Raw genomic sequence first — 15,867 nt, 5'->3', positions numbered from 1 at the left:
CCCGCGTGGAGATCGGCGTCGTCACCTGGGGAGCGCCCCGCACCGCCCCGGAGCTCCCCGGGCCGCTCGTCGTCGTCACCGCGGACGGGGCGCAGGCGCCCGGCGCCCGGGTCGTCGCGGTCGGCGAGGAGCTCGCGCGCGCGGCGGCGGTGAACCGCGGTGTCGCGGCGCTGCCGTCCGGCGTCGACGCGGTGCTGGTCCTCGACCCCCGCGCCGTGCCCGGCCCCGAGGCGGTCGACGCCCTGGTCGCCGCGGCCGGGCGGCACCCCCGCGCCGGCGCGGTCGGGCCGCTCCTGCGCGGCGCCGACGGCGCGGTGCTGCCCTCGGCCGGGCCCCTGCCCACCCCCGCCGACGTGCGGCGGGGCCGGATCCCGTCGGGCGCGCCCCGGCACACCGCGCCGGTCGGCTGGGTGGCCGCGGAGTGCGTGCTGCTGCGGCGCGCGGCGTTCGAGTCCGTCGACGGCTTCGACCCGCGCCACCTCGGCCCGCTCGACGCCGTCGACCTCGGCGCGCGCCTGGCCCGGGCCGGGTGGCTGTCCCTGCACGTGCCCGGGGCGGAGGTCGTCGTCGGGCCGGGTCCGGCGACCGGCATGCTGGAGCCCGTCGATCGCGGCCTGCGCCGGTACGCGCAGGACCGGAGGAGGTAGCGCAATGGGTTCCGACCCGATGCACGACGTCGAGGCCGTGGTACTGGTGGGCGGCAAGGGCACGCGCCTGCGCCCGCTCACGCTGTCCGCGCCCAAGCCCATGCTGCCGACGGCCGGCGTCCCGTTCCTCGCGCACCTGCTCTCGCGGATCCGCGCGTCCGGGGTGCGGCACGTCGTGCTCGGTACCAGCTACCTCGCCGAGACCTTCTCCGAGCACTTCGGGGACGGCGCCGCGCTCGGGCTGGACCTCACCTACGTCGTCGAGGACGAGCCGCTGGGCACCGGCGGCGGCATCCGCAACGTCGCCGGGCACCTGAGCGCCGAGCACGTGCTGGTGTTCAACGGCGACGTCCTCGCGGGCACCGACCTCACCGCCGTCGTCGGCACCCACCGGCGCACCGAGGCCGACGTCACCCTGCACCTGGTGCGCGTGCCCGATCCCCGCGCGTTCGGCTGCGTCCCGACCGATGCCGACGGCCGCGTCACCGCCTTCCTGGAGAAGACGCAGGACCCGCCGACCGACCAGATCAACGCCGGCTGCTACGTCTTCCGCCGCGAGGTCATCGACTCGATCCCCACCGGGCGCGCGGTGTCGGTGGAGCGCGAGACGTTCCCCGGGCTGCTCGCGCAGGGGCGCCGGGTGTCCGGACACGTCGACTCCGCCTACTGGCGCGACATGGGCACCCCCGCCGACCTGGTGCACGGCTCGGCCGACCTCGTCCGCGGCATCGCCCCCTCCGACGCGCTCCCCGGACCCGTCGGCGACGCGCTGGTGCTCGAGGGCGCGCAGGTCGACCCGTCGGCGAAGGTGTCGGGCGGGTCCACCGTCGGGCGCGGCGCGCGGGTCGGCGCCGGTGCGTCGGTCGAGGGCTCGATGCTGTTCGACGGGGCGGTCGTCGGGGCGGGGGCGGTCGTCGTCGACTCGGTGGTCGGGGCCGGCGCGTGCGTGGCCGACGGCGCGGTCGTCGTCGACACCGTGCTGGGTGACCGCGCGGTCGTCGCATCCGGCTGCGAGCTGCGCGGAGGGGCCCGGGTGTGGCCCGATGCGCAGGTCAGCGGCATCCGCTTCTCCCCGGATGCCTGAGCACCTCGCGAGGGAGTGGACGCCGGACTTCCCGCTCGACCTCGCCGGCGTCCTCGCCCCGCTGCGCCGCGGCGCGGGCGACCCGACGTTCCAGCGGGCCGGCGAGGGGATCTGGCGGGTCGGCACCACGCCCGACGGCCCGGCGACGACGGTCCTGCGCCGCCTGCCCGACGGCGCGGTGCGCGCGCTGGCCTGGGGCCCGGGGGCGCAGTGGGCGCTCGACGGGCTGCCCGCCCTGCTCGGGGCCGACGACCGGCCCGAGGAGTTCGTGGCGCACCACCCGCTCGTCGCCGACGCCCACCGGCGCCTGCCCGGGCTGCGGTTCGGCAGCTCGCGGCGGGTGTGGGACCAGCTGGTGCCGGCGGTGCTGGAGCAGAAGGTCACCGGCACCGAGGCGCGGCGGTCGTGGCGCGAGCTGTGCCGGCGCTTCGGCGACCCGGCGCCGGGCCCCGTCCCCGACGGCATGCGCGTGCCGCCGACCCCGGCCCAGATCCGGGCCGTGCCCGACTGGGAGTGGCACCGCGCGGGCGTCGACTCGGCGCGGCGGCGCGCGATCCTGGCCTGCGCCGCCGTCGCCCACCGCCTGGAGAAGGCCGCGGAGCTCGGCGGGCACGAGGGCCGCGAGCTGCTGCGCCGCGTCCCCGGCATCGGCGTCTGGACCGCCGCCGAGGTGGCCCAGCGCGCCTGGGGCGACCCCGACGCCGTCAGCTTCGGTGACTTCCACATCCCCACCGTCGTCGGCTGGGCGCTGCTCGGCCGCCCGCTCGACGACGCCGGGATGCTCGACGTCCTCGCGCCCTACGTCCCGCAGCGGCAGCGGGCGGTGCGGTACGTGGAGGTCAGCGGTTTCCGCCGCCCCCGCTTCGGCCCCCGCTTCTCCCCGCGCGACTACCGCGCGATGTGACGGGGCCGCGGCACGCCGAGGGGCTTGTAGGCTCCGACGCGTGAAGGTCACCGTGCTGGTCGGCGGGGTCGGCGGCGCCCGGTTCCTCGTCGGGGTCCGGGCCGCGTACCCCGAGGCCGAGATCACCGCCGTCGTCAACGTCGGCGACGACATCTGGTTGCACGGGCTGCGCATCTGCCCCGACCTCGACACGTGCATGTACACCCTCGGCGGGGGCATCGACCCCGAGCGCGGGTGGGGGCACGCGGGGGAGACGTGGTCGGTGCGCGACGAGCTCGCCGCCTACGGGGCCGACCCCGACTGGTTCGGCCTGGGCGACAAGGACACCGCCACGCACCTCGTCCGCTCGCGGATGCTGCGCGCGGGCTACCCGCTCTCCGACGTCACCGCGGCCCTGTGCCACCGCTGGCAGCCCGGCGTCACGCTGCTGCCGGTCACCGACGACCGCGTCGAGACCCACGTCGTCGTCGACGACCCGGCCACCGGCCCGAAGGCGCAGAAGGCCATCCACTTCCAGGAGTGGTGGATCCGGCACAAGGGCGAGCTGCCCGCGCACCGGTTCGCGAGCATCGGTGCCGACGAGGCCACGATCCTGCCCGCCGCCCGCGACGCGATCACCGGCGCCGACGTCGTGCTGATGGCGCCGTCGAACCCGGTCGTCAGCATCGGCACGCTGCTGGAGGTGCCCGGGGCCCGGGAGGCGCTGGCGGCGTCCCCGGCGAAGGTCGTCGGCGTCTCGCCGATCATCGGCGGCCGCCCGCTGCGCGGCATGGCCGACCGCTGCCTGACCGCGATCGGCGTCGACACCACGGCCGAGGCCGTCGGCCGCCACTACGGCGCCCGCGCGGCCGGCGGCGTCCTCGACGGCTGGCTGGTGCACTCCGGCGAGACGGCCGACGTGCCCGGCGTCGAGGTCCGGTCGGTGCCGCTGCTGATGTCGAGCACCGAGGCGACCGCGCAGATGGCGCGCGACGCGGTGGAGCTGGCGGGTGCCTGAGCGCGAGGTGTCCGACCACGCCGCGCACGACGGCATCACCGTGCGGCCCGTCCGCGGGCTGCCCGAGTTCCGCCCCGGCGACGACCTCGCGGCGACGCTCGCCGCCGCCGCGCCGTGGATCACCGACGGCGACGTCGTCGTCGTCACCAGCAAGGTGTTCTCCAAGGTCGAGGGCCGGCTCGTCGCCGCGCCCACCGATCCGGTCGAGCGCGACGCGCTGCGCCGCGAGCTGATCGACGCCGAGACCGAGCGGGTGGTCGCGCGCCGCGGCCCGACGTCGATCGTCGTGGGCAAGCTCGGGATCGTGCAGGCCGCGGCCGGGATCGACGGCTCCAACGTGCGGCGCGACGAGCTCGCGCTGCTGCCGTCGGACCCCGACGCCAGCGCGTCGCGGCTGCGGTCGGAGCTGCGCGCGCTGCTCGGCGTCGAGGTGGCCGTGGTCGTCACCGACACCCTGGGGCGGTCGTGGCGGATCGGGCAGACCGACATCGCCATCGGCTCGGCCGGGATCGCCGTGCTGCACGGCTACGACGGGCAGAGCGACGACCAGGGCAACGAGCTGCTCGTCACGCAGGTGGCGATGGCCGACGAGCTGGCCGCGGCCGCCGACCTCGCGAAGGGCAAGCTCGGCGGCGTCCCCGTCGCGGTGGTGCGGGGGATGAGCCCGGTCGACGACGGGTCGACCGCACGGGACCTCGTCCGCCCTGTCGCCGACGACATGTTCTGGCTCGGCACGAACGAGGCCATCGCCCGCGGGCGGTCGGAGGCGGTGCTGTTGCGGCGCAGCACGCGCGACTTCGCCGACACCCCGGTCGACCTCGCCGCGGTGCGCCGCGCGGTCGGCGTCGCGCAGACCGCGCCCGCGCCGCACCACAGCACGCCGTTCCGGTTCGGGGTCGTGCGCGGGCGCCGCGAGGCGCTGCTCGACGCCATGGCCCGCCGCTGGCGCGAGCACCTCGCCGCCGACGGGCGCCCGCATGAGGAGGTGTCCCGGCGGATGGCGCGCGGCGACCTGCTGCGCCGCGCCCCCGAGCTCGTCCTCGCCTTCCGCACCGGCGACGGCATGCACACCTACCCCGACTCGGCGCGCCGCCTCGGCGAGCGCACGATGTTCACCGTCGCGGGCGGGGCGGCGGTGCAGTCGCTGCTCGTCGCGCTGGCGGCGGAGGGGTTGGCGACCTGCTGGGTCGGATCGACGATCTTCGCGCCCGACGTGGTGCGCAGCGTCCTCGACCTCCCGCCCGACTGGCAGCCGCTCGGCGCGATCGCCGTCGGGCACCCGCTGGAGCCGCTGGAGCCGCGGGCGGCGCGCGACGGGGAGCTCGTCGAGTGGTAGCCGCCGCGATGGCCGCCGCGGAGCTGCGCGGGTGGGAGCCCGAGAGCCCCGACCAGCGCGGCCTCAAGCACGCCCTGCTCGCCTTCCTCACCGCCCGCCCCGACGCGTGCGAGCGGTCGTGCGAGCCGGGGCACCTCACCGCGTCGGCGCTGCTGCTCGACGCCGCCGGCACGCACACCCTGCTGACGCTGCACCCGCGCGTCGGCAGGTGGATCCAGCTCGGCGGCCACTGCGAGCCCGGCGACGACTCGCTGGTCGCCGCGGCGCTGCGGGAGGCCACCGAGGAGTCGGGGATCGAGGGCCTGACGATCGACCCGGTGCCGCTGCACGTCGACGTCCACCCGATCACCTGCTCGCTGGGCGTCCCCACCCACCACCTCGACGTCCGGTTCCTGGTGCGCGCGCCGGCGGGGGCGGTGGAGCGGATCAGCGACGAGTCCGACGACCTGCGGTGGTGGCAGGTCGACGCCCTCCCCACCGACAGCCCCACGGTCCGGGAGATGGTGGCGGCGGCCCGGCGGCGGCTGGTGCCGGCCTGACGGCTCGCCCGCCCGGCGCTCACGCGGCGAGCGCCCCTCGGCGGACGAGCTCGGAGCGCACCCGGGCCGCCACCGACCGCGGGCGCAGCAGGACGTCGGCCGCGGTGAAGCGGAGCACGTCCCAGCCCAGGCGCGAGAGGTGCGCTTGCCGGACGAGGTCCCGCATCGCCCGCTCCTGGGTCAGGTGGTCGCGCCCGTCGTACTCGACGGCGAGCAGGAACTCCGGGTAGGCGAGGTCGAGCTCGTACGGACCGACGACGTGCTGCAGCACCGGCGCGGGCAGGCCGCCGTCGAGCAGCGCCAGGCGGATGCGCGTCTCCATCGGTGAGCCCGACCGCGCGTCGGCCCGGGCGACCGCCGCCGCGAGCAACCGCGACCCCGGCGCGCCGAGGTGCCGGGAGCCGAAGGCGACGAGGTCGCGCGGCGCGAACCGGCCCACCCGCGCCAGTGCGTCGACCGCCGCCACCGCCTCGACCAGCGGTGGCCGTCGCCCGAGGTCGAAGGCCGCGCGGAGCGGGATCGTGGAGCGCATCCCGTCCACCTCGACGACCTCCTCGTCGGGCAGCACCTCCTCGCGGACGACCAGCCCCGGCCGCGCCCGCCGCCGACCCGGCACCACGATCTCGGCCGGCGCGCCGAGCGGACCGCACGAGGCCCCGAGCACCTCGGCGGCCGACCACCCGCCGAGCACCCCTCGCCCGCGGGTGAGGACGATCGCGGCCTCCGACAGCAGCGCGAGGTCGACCTCGAGGTCGGCGCGGACGTAGACGTCGGGGAACAGGCGCCGGAAGCGCGGCCCGCGGAGCACCCCGGGCGTCAGCAGGCCCCGCGCGATCGCCACGGAGCCGAGGAAGGGTCGGGTCAGCACGGGGTCATGGACGGACCCGGCGCGCTCCCGGTTCCGCTCCGGGTCGAGATCGTCGCGATCGCACACGCCGCGGTGATCGCCACCGTCCGCACACCACTGCTCCGGTGAGGACCGCGAGGTGCGGTGCGCGGCGATCACGGCCGCGCCCCGGCGCGATGATCGCCACCCGCCGCACGCCAACGCTGCGGCGCCGACCGTGAGGTGCGGCGAGCAGCGATCACCTCCAGGCGGACGGGTCCCACGCCCCCACATCGAACACTCAGCGATCAAGGCCGCACGGCGGCCGGTGGATCACCCACCGCGACCATCCGCCCTTGATCACCGGGCTCAGGGGCGGGGGTTGCGAGAGCGGGTGATCATGGGCACGTGGCGTAGCGACCGGCGGCCGTTCGGGCGTGTCGCACCGGCTCCCGGCCCTGCTTCCGGCCGCCCGAGCGCGAGGTCCGTGGCACCCGGTGATCATTCCGACGCGTGGACCCGCGAGAGCGCGCGAATCTGGTCACGCTCAGTGGCGGAAGGGCTCGATCAGTGGGTCTCGACGAGTGGTGCCGGGTGACGCAGCATCAGCGCCAGAACAGCAGCTCCCCGTATCCCGCCGCCGCCAGCCGCCCGTCCCCGCCCACGGCCCCGAACGCCGTGTAGGCCAGGCCGAAGAACGCCGACGCGACGCCCGGCACGCCGATGAGCAGCACGAACAGAGCGAGCGGTGCCCACGGCCGGACGCGGGCGGCGAAGCGGCGGGCGGACAGCGACAGGAACGGCTCCAGGATGCCGAAACCGTCGAGCCCGGGCACCGGGAGGATGTTCAGGACGAACGCGAGGACCTGGATCAGCGCGAGGCACGACAGCCCGACGGCGAGCCCGATCGGCATCGGCACGGCCGCGACGGTGATCGTCAGCGCCGCCCCGAGGACGAGGTTCGTGGCCGGGCCGGCGAGCGAGACGAGGCTCCGCGCGGCGCGCGAGCGGATCGCCCCGTGCTGGATCCAGACCGCGCCGCCGGGCAGCGGAATGCCTCCGAGCAGCAGGAACACCACCGGCAGGCCGAAGGAGAGGACGGGATCGGTGTACCGCCGGATGTCGAGGGTGAGGTAGCCCTTGTCGCGGACGGAGAGGTCGCCGTTGCGGTAGGCGACGTAGGCGTGGGCGAACTCGTGCAGGCACAGCGACACCGCCCACCCGCCCAGCACGAGGAGCACCACACCCGTGGTGAGGACCACACCGGGGCCCAGCGTCGTGAGCACGCCGCCCCCCACAGTGACCACCACCAGCACCAGGAACCACGGGCTCACCCGATTCGACACTCCGCGCATCGGACCATTGTGCTGAACGGGGGACCGATGGGGTGGACCGCGTCACCCGGATGGCAGCTCCGGCTGGACAACCACCAACCGACAGCGCTGTACTTACATCGCTGTGATTCGCGGGGGCACGTGGGTCACGCCGGGTGGTAGCGGGGAGGTGGGCGCATGAACATCGTTGCAGGGGGCCTGGGCGAGGGAACGTTCGAGGCCGGTGCCGGGATCGTGGGCTTGCTACCCGACCGTCTCTCCGGGCCGTTCACCGTGATCGACGGCGGTGCGGAGGAGGCCCCCGAGTGGCAGGAGCGGGCGCTCTGCGCCCAGACCGACCCCGAGGCCTTCTTCCCGGAGAAGGGCGGCTCCACCCGCGAGGCCAAGCGCATCTGCGGCGGCTGCGACGTGCGGGCCGAGTGCCTGGACTACGCGCTCGCCCACGACGAGCGCTTCGGGATCTGGGGCGGCCTGTCCGAGCGCGAGCGCCGTCGGCTGCGCCGCGGCGAGCTCGGCGCCGTCATCTGAGACGTTCCCCAGGGGGAGCGTGCACGCCCCGGACAGCACGGGCGGACGGGGCTACTCCGCCCCGCCGTCCACGGCGTCGGGCTCGATGTTGAGGTACTCCGCCACCTGCTCCACGAGCACCTCGTGCAGCAGGTCGGCGAGATCGGCCCCGCCCTTGGCGCGGGCCTCCAGCGGGCGCCGGTAGACGACGATCCGGGCCCGCGACGGCAGCCCGTCGGGGTCGACCCCGGCCGGCACCAGCTGTGCGAGCGGCACGCCCGCGTCGGCCAGCGTGCCCGCGGCCCAGGCGACCTCGTCCGGCGAGGTGCGCTCGACCTCCGGCACGTCGTCGACGGCGAGGTCCAGGTCGGTCAGCTCCGACCCCCAGCGCAGCTCGATCGGCTCCAGCGCCTCCAGCACCAGCGCGTCGAACTTCTCGGCGCGCGTGCGCGCGGCCGGCGTGGTCGTGGGGTAGAGCAGCCCCCGCAGGCCGCGCCCCCGGCGGTCCCGCCGGCGCGGGGACCGGCGCAGCGTCCGTCGTGCGGTGGTCATCGGTGGATCGTAATCCCCGCTCGGCTCGCCGGGGGCGCCGCGCGCGGACGCCCGCGCGTCGGAACGGGGTGGCGGGTCGGGCACGCGCTATCGTCGTCGACGTGCTGAGCGTGAGGCGGTGTTCGCGGACCGGGTGCACCGAGCTCGCGGTGGCCACGCTCACCTACGTCTACGCCGATTCCACGGCCGTCGTCGGGCCGCTCGCCACGCAGGCCGAGCCGCACTCCTACGACCTGTGCAACCGGCACGCCCACCGCCTCACCGCCCCCCGGGGCTGGGAGGTGGTGCGTTTCGAGGGCGAGTTCGCCCCGCCGCAGCACTCCAGCGACGACCTCACGGCGCTCGCCGAGGCCGTCCGCGAGGCCGGCCGGGCCGACCGCCCCGTCGAGCACGCGCCGGTCACGGGCACCGGCCGCCGCGGTCACCTGCGCGTCCTGCCGGGGCCGTCCGAGTCCTGACGGGCCGTCGATAGGCTCACCCCCATGAGGGACCTCTCCGCCGTCATCAAGGCGTACGACATCCGCGGTGTGGTCGGGGAGGGCGTCGACGAGCCGACGGTCCGCGCGATCGGCGCCGCGCTCGCCCGCCTGCTGCGCTCCGAGGACGCGGCCACCAGCGCGCTCGTCGTCGGCCACGACATGCGCGACTCGTCGCCGTCGCTGGCCGCCGCCTTCGCCGCCGGCGTCACCGACCAGGGTCTCGACGTCGTCCACATCGGTCTGGCCAGCACCGACCAGCTCTACTTCGCCTCGGGCCGGCTGCACCTGCCGGGCGCGATGTTCACCGCGAGCCACAACCCGGCGAAGTACAACGGCATCAAGCTCTGCCGCGCGGGCGCGACGCCGATCGGGCAGGACACCGGTCTGGCGGTGATCCGCGAGGCCGTCGAGCAGGGCGTCCCCGACGGTGGGCGGGCGGGTGGAATCACGGTCGGCACGGAGACCCGCCGCGACGTGCTCGCCGACTACGCCGCCTACCTGCGCGAGCTCGTCGACCTGTCCGGGAGCCGCCCGCTGCGCGTGGTCGTCGACGCCGGCAACGGGATGGGCGGGCACACGGTGCCCGCCGTCCTGGGCGCGCCGATCGACGTCGTCCCGCTGTACTTCGAGCTCGACGGCAGCTTCCCCAACCACGAGGCCAACCCGCTGGAGCCCGCCAACCTCGTCGACCTGCAGAAGGCCGTCGTCGCGGAGGGGGCCGACCTGGGCCTGGCCTTCGACGGCGACGCCGACCGCTGCTTCGTCGTCGACGAGCGCGGCGAGCCGGTGAGTCCCAGCGCGATCACCGCGCTGGTCGCGGTGCGCGCGCTGGCCGTCACCCCCGGCGCCACGGTCATCCACAACTGCATCACCTCGAACGCGGTGCCCGAGATCGTCACCGAGCACGGCGGCACGCCGGTGCGCACCCGCGTCGGGCACTCCTTCATCAAGCAGACGATGGCCGACACCGGTGCGGTGTTCGGCGGCGAGCACTCCGCGCACTACTACTTCCGCGACTTCTGGAAGGCCGACTCCGGCATGCTCGCCGCGCTGCACGTGCTCGCCGAGCTCGGCGCCTCCGGTGGCACCGCGTCGGAGCTCATGCGCGACTTCGAGCGCTACGCCGCGTCGGGCGAGGTCAACTCGACCGTCGACGACGTCCCCGGCCGGATCGAGGCCGTGCGCGCCGCCTACGCCAGGCGCGAGGGCGTCGAGACCGACGAGCTCGACGGGCTCACCGTCCGGCTGCCCGACCGCTCCTGGTTCAACCTGCGCCCGTCCAACACCGAGCCGCTGCTGCGGCTCAACGTCGAGGCGGCCGACCACGCCGCCGTCGCCCGGCTGCGCGACGAGGTGCTGGCCGTGGTCCGGGCCTGAATCCCGCACGCGCGGTGACCGGGATCGACCCGGTCGGCCCCGGCGCCCGCGCCCGCGCACTGGCAGAGTCGAGAGAGACCACCCCTCCAGGAGGACCACCGTGACCGTCCGGCTCGACCCCCAGCTGATGGACATCCTCGCCTGCCCGTCCGACGACCACGCGCCGCTGCGCGCGGGCACGCCGGCCGACCCGGAGGCGGACGTGCTGACCTGCACGGCGTGCGGTCGCGGCTACCCGGTCGTCGACGGCATCCCGGTCCTGCTCCTGGAGGAGGCCACCCCACCGGTGGCCTCCGGGAACCAGGGCTAGATGCTCGACGACACGCTCCTGGCCGATCCGCGGGCCCTGGCGGCGCTCGACACGCGCGGGGTCCTGCGGTCCGCCGCCACGGCGGGCGCGCAGGTGCGCTCGGCCGCCCACGGCGCGCAGGAGGCGGGTGTCGCCGACCTCGGCGGCACGCGTCCGCGAGCGCTGGTGCTGGTGCGCAGGCCCGGGGCGTCCACGTCCTCGTCGGCGCTGCTCGCCGCGCTGCTCGGCCCGGCGTGCCCGGTGCCGGTGGTCGTCGCCGACTCGGTGCCGAGCTGGATCGGGCCGCTCGACGTGGTCGTCGCGCACACCGACGAGGCCACCGACGTCGAGCTGGCCGACTCGGTCGCGCGCTCGGTGCGCCGCGGGGCCGAGGTCGTGCTGTCGGCCCCCGGCGACGGGCCGGTCGCCTCGGCGGGCGCGGGCAGGATGCGGCTGGTGGAGCCGCAGATCCCGGTCCCGCCCGGCCTCGACCTGCCGCGCGCGCTCGCCGTCGGCCTGGCGGTGCTGCGCGCGCTCGGCCTGCTCGGCGCGCCGCTGGACCCCGCGATGGACGTCCTCGCGGATCTGCTCGACGAGGAGGCCGAGCGCAACCAGCCCGGCCACGAGCCGTTCATGAACCCGGCCAAGTCGCTCGCGCTGCGCCTGGCCGAGCACACCCCGCTGCTGTGGGGCACCGACCCGCTGGCCGCCGCTGTCGCGCGGCACGCCGCCGCCTCGCTGGCCACCCACGCCGGGGTCGTCGCGCACGCCGGGGACGTGGGCGAGGGCGTGGCCGCCACCGGGCTGCTGCGCGCGCTCGACCGCACCGGCGGCGCCCGCGACGTCTTCCACGACCCCTTCGACGACCCGCCCGAGGGCAGCGAGCCGCCGCCGCCGCGGCTGGTGCTGGTGGCCACCGGGGAGGACGATCCGGTGCAGGCGGTGCTGCGCCGCACCGGTCGCCCGCTGCCCGACGGCGACCTGCTGCACCCCGTCGACGAGGTCGCCCGTGGCACGCCGCACGCCGCGCTGCTGCGGGCGGCGCTGCTGGCCTCGCGCGTGGACGTCGCCGCCGTCTACCTCGGTCTGGCCACCCGCACGATCGAACCCGCCTGACGACCGACTGGAGCACCGGCGCCGTGGAGCTGCTGGACAACCCCGTGCGGCCCTACTCGTGGGGCTCGCGCACCGTCATCGCCGACCTTCTGGGCGAGGAGGTCCCCTCCCCGCACCCGCAGGCCGAGCTGTGGCTGGGCGCGCACCCCGGCGCCCCGTCGCACCTGGTCGGCGTCGACGGCACCCGCACCTCCCTGCTCGATGCGATCACCGCCGACCCGCAGGGCAGGCTCGGCGCCTACCGCGCCGAGCGGTGGGACGGGCGGCTGCCGTTCCTGTTCAAGGTGCTCGCCGCCGACGAACCGCTGTCGCTGCAGGCGCACCCGAGCGCGGAGCAGGCGGCGGAGGGCTACGCCCGCGAGGACGCGGCGGGCCTGGACCGCGGCGCCCCCGACCGCAACTACCGCGACCCGCACCACAAGCCCGAGCTGGTCTGCGCGCTGACCGACTTCGACGCGCTCGTCGGGTTCCGGGAGCCCACGGCCACCGTCGCACTGCTGCGCGCCCTCGACGTCGACGCCCTCGCCGCGCACGCCGAGCTCCTCGCCGCCCAGCCCGACCACCACGGCCTGCGCGCGCTGTTCACGACGTGGATCACGCTGCCGCAGTCCTCGCTCGACGCCCTCGTGCCGGCGCTGCAGGAGGGCTGCGTGCGGCTCGCCGGGGCGTCGGAGGAGTTCAGCGCCGAGGCCCGCACGGTGCTGGAGCTGTCGGAGCGCTACCCCGGCGACGCGGGCGTGCTCGCCGCGCTGCTGCTGCACCGCGTCACGCTGGCGCCGGGGGAGGCCCTGTACCTGCCCGCGGGCAACCTGCACGCCTACCTGTCCGGGGCGGCCGTCGAGCTGATGGCCAACTCCGACAACGTGCTGCGCGGCGGCCTCACCCCCAAGCACGTCGACGTCCCCGAGCTGCTGCGGGTCCTCGACTTCACCGCCCCGGTCTGCCCGGTCCTGCACGGCGAGCCCGACGACGGGTGGGTCCGCTACGACACCCCGGCGCACGAGTTCCGGCTGCGCCGCTTCGAGGGCGGGCCCGACGAGGTCCGTGTGCCCGGCGACGGTCCGCGCATCCTGCTCTGCACGGCGGGCGCGGCGTCGGTGCGCGGCGCCGGCACCGACCTGTCGGTCAAGCGCGGCGGCTCGGTCTGGCTCGACGACGAGGACGGCGAGGTGGCCGTGACGGCGCGCGCCGAGGGCACCCAGCTGTTCCTCGCGGGCGACGGTCTCTGACCCCGAGGGTCAGCGGGTGACACCGGGGCCGTGGCTCCGTACGTTGCCCGTCATGGCGGTGCGGGACAGGCAGTCCGGGATCATGCGCAGGAAGTCGGTGGAGCAGTCCATCGCCGACACCGACGAACCGGACACCAAGCTCCGCAAGGACCTCGGGACCTGGGACCTGATCGTCTTCGGTGTCGCCGTCGTCGTCGGCGCGGGGATCTTCACCCTCGCCGCGAGCACGGCGGGCGACGTCGCGGGGCCCTCGGTCTCACTGGCGTTCGTGCTGGCCGCGGTCGCCTGCGGGCTCGCCGCGCTCTGCTACGCCGAGTTCGCCTCGACGGTGCCGGTGGCCGGCAGCGCCTACACGTTCTCCTATGCGACCTTCGGCGAGTTCGTCGCCTGGATCATCGGCTGGGATCTCGTGCTGGAGTTCGCCGTCGGGTCCGCGGTGGTGTCGAAGGGCTGGTCGGAGTACCTGGCCACGGTGTTCGGCCAGTTCGGCCTCGACGTGCCGACGTCCTTCTCGCTGGGCTGGCTCACGTTCGACTGGGCCGCGCTGCTGCTCGTCGCCGGCCTCGCGACGCTGCTGGTGCTGGGCACGAAGCTGTCGAGCCGCGTGAGCCTGGTCTTCACCACGATCAAGGTGCTGATCGTGCTGCTGGTGATCGTCGTCGGGCTGATGTACGTCAACCCGGCCAACTACTCGCCGTTCGTGCCGCCGCCGGCGGAGGGCGGCGAGGCCGAGGGCGGGGTCACGCAGTCGCTGCTGTCGCTGTTCGGCGGCGAGGGCGGCAGCGTCTACGGCATCTACGGGCTGCTGGCCGCCGCGTCGCTGGTGTTCTTCGCGTTCATCGGCTTCGACGTCGTGGCCACCACCGCCGAGGAGACGAAGGAGCCGCAGAAGGCCCTGCCGCGCGGCATCCTCGGCTCGCTGGTGATCGTCACGGTGCTCTACGTCGGTGTCTCGCTCGTCCTGACCGGGATGGTGCCCTACACCGAGCTGCAGACCGCCGACGACGGCACGCGCGCCACGCTCGCCACCGCGTTCGCCTCGCTCGGGGTGAACTGGGCGGCCACCGTCATCGCGATCGGCGCGCTCGTCGGGCTCACGACCGTCGTCATGGTGCTGATGCTCGGCCAGATCCGGGTGCTGTTCGCGATGTCGCGCGACGGCCTGCTGCCGCGCGCGCTCTCGCACACCGGCGAGCGCGGCACCCCGGCGCGGGCGACTCTGCTCGTCGGCGTCGTCGTCGCCGCGGTGGCGACGTTCTTCCCGGCGGGCGACCTGGAGCAGATGGTCAACATCGGCACCCTGTTCGCGTTCGTGCTCGTCTCCGTCGGGGTCGTGGTGCTGCGGCGCACCCGGCCCGACCTGCCCCGCTCGTTCCGGACGCCGCTCGTGCCGCTGGTGCCGATCCTCGCGGTGCTCGCCTGCCTGTGGCTGATGCTCAACCTGTCGGTGGAGACGTGGTTGCGGTTCATCGTCTGGATGGTCGTCGGCGTGGTCGTGTACGTCGTCTACGGCCGCCACCACTCCCGGCTCGCCGAGCGGATCGGCCGTGGCGAGAGAGGCTGAACATGCCTTGTCAGGTATATGACCGTCAGGGTATGTTCGACGGGTGACGTTCGACGTGCTCGCCGAGCCGGTGCGGCGGCGGATCCTGGACCTGCTCCGGGAGCGCCCGCGCCCGGTCGGCGAGCTGACCGAGGCCCTCGGGCTGAGCCAGCCCGGCACGTCCAAGCACCTGCGGGTGCTGCGCGAGGCCGGGCTCGTCCGTGTGCGCGCGGAGGCCCAGCGGCGCTTCTACGAGCTCGACCCGGCCCCGCTGGCCGAGATCGACGCCTGGCTGGCCCCCTACCGCTGGATGTGGGCCGACCGCCTCGACCTGCTCGAGCGACACCTCGACACCGCACGCCCGCTCGACGAAGCCGACGAGGAGACGCCGTGAACCCGACCCTGACCAGCTCCGGCGGCCGCTCGGTCCTGCGCCTGGAGCGCCGGCTCGCGCACCCGCCCGAGCGCGTCTGGCCCGCGCTCGTCGAACCCGAGCGCCTCGCGACGTGGTTCCCCAGCAGCGCGGCGATCGAGATGCGCGTCGGCGGGAGGGTCGAGTTCGGGTTCGGCGGCGACGGCACCGTCACCGACCTCGACCCGCCGCGGCTGATCGCGTTCACCTGGGAGACCGACCACCTGCGCTTCGAGCTGCGTCCCGACGGCGACGGCTCGGTCCTGCTGCTCACCCACACCTTCGACGACCGCGCGGGCGCCGCGAGCTTCGCCGCCGGCTGGCAGGCGTCCCTGGTCGCGCTGGACCTCTCCCTCGACGGCCGGCCCGGCGAGGACCCGGGCCTCGACCACCGCGCGCTGCACGAGGAGTACGTCGACGCGCTGGGCCTGCTGGAGCCCGTCGTCACCGGGACGCCCGGCGGGTGGGAGGTCGCGCTGGAGCGCCAGCTCGTGCACCCGGTCGAGGTCGTCGCGCCGCTCGTCGCCGGGCTCGACGGGCGGTGGGAGCTGCCGGAGGGCACGGGCCACGGCGCCCGCGTGCGGCACGTCCGCGTCGCCGCCACCGTGCAGGAGCGCGACCGCGCGCAGGCCGAGGTGCCCGCCGCCGTCGCCGCCCTCGTCGCCCGGCTCCCGGTGGCGCAGCCCGCCTGACCTC

At 75.6% G+C, this 15,867-nt stretch carries 18 protein-coding genes; 15 read left to right on the top strand and 3 right to left on the bottom strand.

Annotated features, from left to right (window positions below; genetic code table 11):
• Positions 1-5 precede the first annotated feature (5 nt).
• Genes I4I82_RS09005 through I4I82_RS08980 form a run of 6 tightly spaced genes read left to right on the top strand, consistent with a single transcriptional unit; the run spans position 6 to position 5,507 of the window.
• The gene (locus I4I82_RS09005) at positions 6-647 is read left to right on the top strand and encodes a glycosyltransferase family protein (protein WP_218594500.1); all 642 of its coding nucleotides are present in this window, start codon (positions 6-8) and stop codon (positions 645-647) included.
• Positions 648-651: 4 nt separating this feature from the next.
• Complete coding sequence (gene manB, locus I4I82_RS09000; RefSeq protein ID WP_225920555.1) at positions 652-1,731, top strand: mannose-1-phosphate guanylyltransferase; 1,080 nt, start codon at positions 652-654, stop codon at positions 1,729-1,731.
• On the top strand, positions 1,724-2,635 hold the full coding sequence (locus tag I4I82_RS08995) for a DNA-3-methyladenine glycosylase family protein (protein WP_218595627.1): 912 nt from the start codon (positions 1,724-1,726) through the stop codon (positions 2,633-2,635). Before manB ends, I4I82_RS08995 begins: the two co-directional genes overlap by 8 nt.
• Before the next feature lie 40 nt (positions 2,636-2,675).
• Entirely contained in the window at positions 2,676-3,632 is a 957-nt protein-coding gene (gene cofD / locus I4I82_RS08990; protein ID WP_218595626.1) for a 2-phospho-L-lactate transferase, read from the top strand.
• Positions 3,625-4,968, top strand: coding sequence for a coenzyme F420-0:L-glutamate ligase (locus I4I82_RS08985; RefSeq protein ID WP_226369955.1), 1,344 nt, complete (start codon positions 3,625-3,627; stop codon positions 4,966-4,968). Before cofD ends, I4I82_RS08985 begins: the two co-directional genes overlap by 8 nt.
• A complete protein-coding gene (locus I4I82_RS08980; RefSeq protein WP_226369954.1) occupies positions 4,962-5,507 on the top strand; it encodes an NUDIX hydrolase in 546 nt (181 codons plus the stop codon). Before I4I82_RS08985 ends, I4I82_RS08980 begins: the two co-directional genes overlap by 7 nt.
• Positions 5,508-5,526: 19 nt before the next feature.
• Here I4I82_RS08980 and I4I82_RS08975 read toward each other — a convergent pair whose 3' ends face one another.
• Positions 5,527-6,375, bottom strand: coding sequence for a DUF559 domain-containing protein (locus I4I82_RS08975; RefSeq protein WP_218591534.1), 849 nt, complete (start codon positions 6,373-6,375; stop codon positions 5,527-5,529).
• Positions 6,376-6,938: 563 nt separating this feature from the next.
• Positions 6,939-7,688, bottom strand: coding sequence for a site-2 protease family protein (locus I4I82_RS08970; RefSeq protein WP_218591535.1), 750 nt, complete (start codon positions 7,686-7,688; stop codon positions 6,939-6,941).
• A gap of 156 nt (positions 7,689-7,844) precedes the next feature.
• Here I4I82_RS08970 and I4I82_RS08965 point away from each other — a divergent pair, with 156 nt between their 5' ends.
• Positions 7,845-8,195: a WhiB family transcriptional regulator gene (locus tag I4I82_RS08965; protein ID WP_225920554.1), complete on the top strand. Its 351-nt coding sequence runs from the start codon at positions 7,845-7,847 to the stop codon at positions 8,193-8,195.
• 51 nt (positions 8,196-8,246) lie between these two features.
• Here I4I82_RS08965 and I4I82_RS08960 read toward each other — a convergent pair whose 3' ends face one another.
• Entirely contained in the window at positions 8,247-8,726 is a 480-nt protein-coding gene (locus tag I4I82_RS08960) for a metallopeptidase family protein (RefSeq protein WP_172158359.1), read from the bottom strand.
• Positions 8,727-8,827: 101 nt separating this feature from the next.
• Here I4I82_RS08960 and I4I82_RS08955 point away from each other — a divergent pair, with 101 nt between their 5' ends.
• From I4I82_RS08955 to I4I82_RS08920, 8 genes are all read left to right on the top strand, one after another.
• Positions 8,828-9,184 (top strand): DUF3499 domain-containing protein, encoded by a 357-nt coding sequence (locus I4I82_RS08955; RefSeq protein ID WP_218591536.1) that lies wholly within the window; start codon positions 8,828-8,830, stop codon positions 9,182-9,184.
• Positions 9,185-9,208: 24 nt separating this feature from the next.
• Positions 9,209-10,582 carry a phosphomannomutase/phosphoglucomutase gene (locus I4I82_RS08950; RefSeq protein WP_218591537.1) on the top strand — a complete coding sequence of 458 codons (1,374 nt, stop codon included), beginning with the start codon at positions 9,209-9,211 and terminating at the stop codon, positions 10,580-10,582.
• Between the two features lie 100 nt (positions 10,583-10,682).
• On the top strand, positions 10,683-10,892 hold the full coding sequence (locus I4I82_RS08945) for a Trm112 family protein (RefSeq protein WP_218591538.1): 210 nt from the start codon (positions 10,683-10,685) through the stop codon (positions 10,890-10,892).
• Positions 10,893-11,987, top strand: a complete 1,095-nt coding sequence (locus I4I82_RS08940; protein ID WP_218591539.1) for an SIS domain-containing protein — start codon at positions 10,893-10,895, stop codon at positions 11,985-11,987.
• Between the two features lie 23 nt (positions 11,988-12,010).
• Positions 12,011-13,216: a mannose-6-phosphate isomerase, class I gene (gene manA, locus I4I82_RS08935; RefSeq protein ID WP_218591540.1), complete on the top strand. Its 1,206-nt coding sequence runs from the start codon at positions 12,011-12,013 to the stop codon at positions 13,214-13,216.
• A 52-nt stretch (positions 13,217-13,268) separates the two neighbouring features.
• Positions 13,269-14,780, top strand: coding sequence for an amino acid permease (locus I4I82_RS08930; RefSeq protein ID WP_218591541.1), 1,512 nt, complete (start codon positions 13,269-13,271; stop codon positions 14,778-14,780).
• A gap of 43 nt (positions 14,781-14,823) precedes the next feature.
• A complete protein-coding gene (locus I4I82_RS08925) occupies positions 14,824-15,153 on the top strand; it encodes an ArsR/SmtB family transcription factor (RefSeq protein WP_218591542.1) in 330 nt (109 codons plus the stop codon).
• Complete coding sequence (locus tag I4I82_RS08920) at positions 15,150-15,863, top strand: SRPBCC family protein (RefSeq protein ID WP_218591543.1); 714 nt, start codon at positions 15,150-15,152, stop codon at positions 15,861-15,863. Before I4I82_RS08925 ends, I4I82_RS08920 begins: the two co-directional genes overlap by 4 nt.
• The last annotated feature ends 4 nt before the right edge of the window (positions 15,864-15,867 follow it).

Origin of the sequence: Pseudonocardia oceani, assembly GCF_019263585.2 — a bacterium.
In the GTDB taxonomy this organism is placed as follows: Bacteria; Actinomycetota; Actinomycetes; order Mycobacteriales; family Pseudonocardiaceae; genus Pseudonocardia; species Pseudonocardia oceani.
The sequence above is the reverse complement of the archived record's forward strand: the minus strand, read 5'-3'. Positions and strand labels throughout refer to the sequence as shown.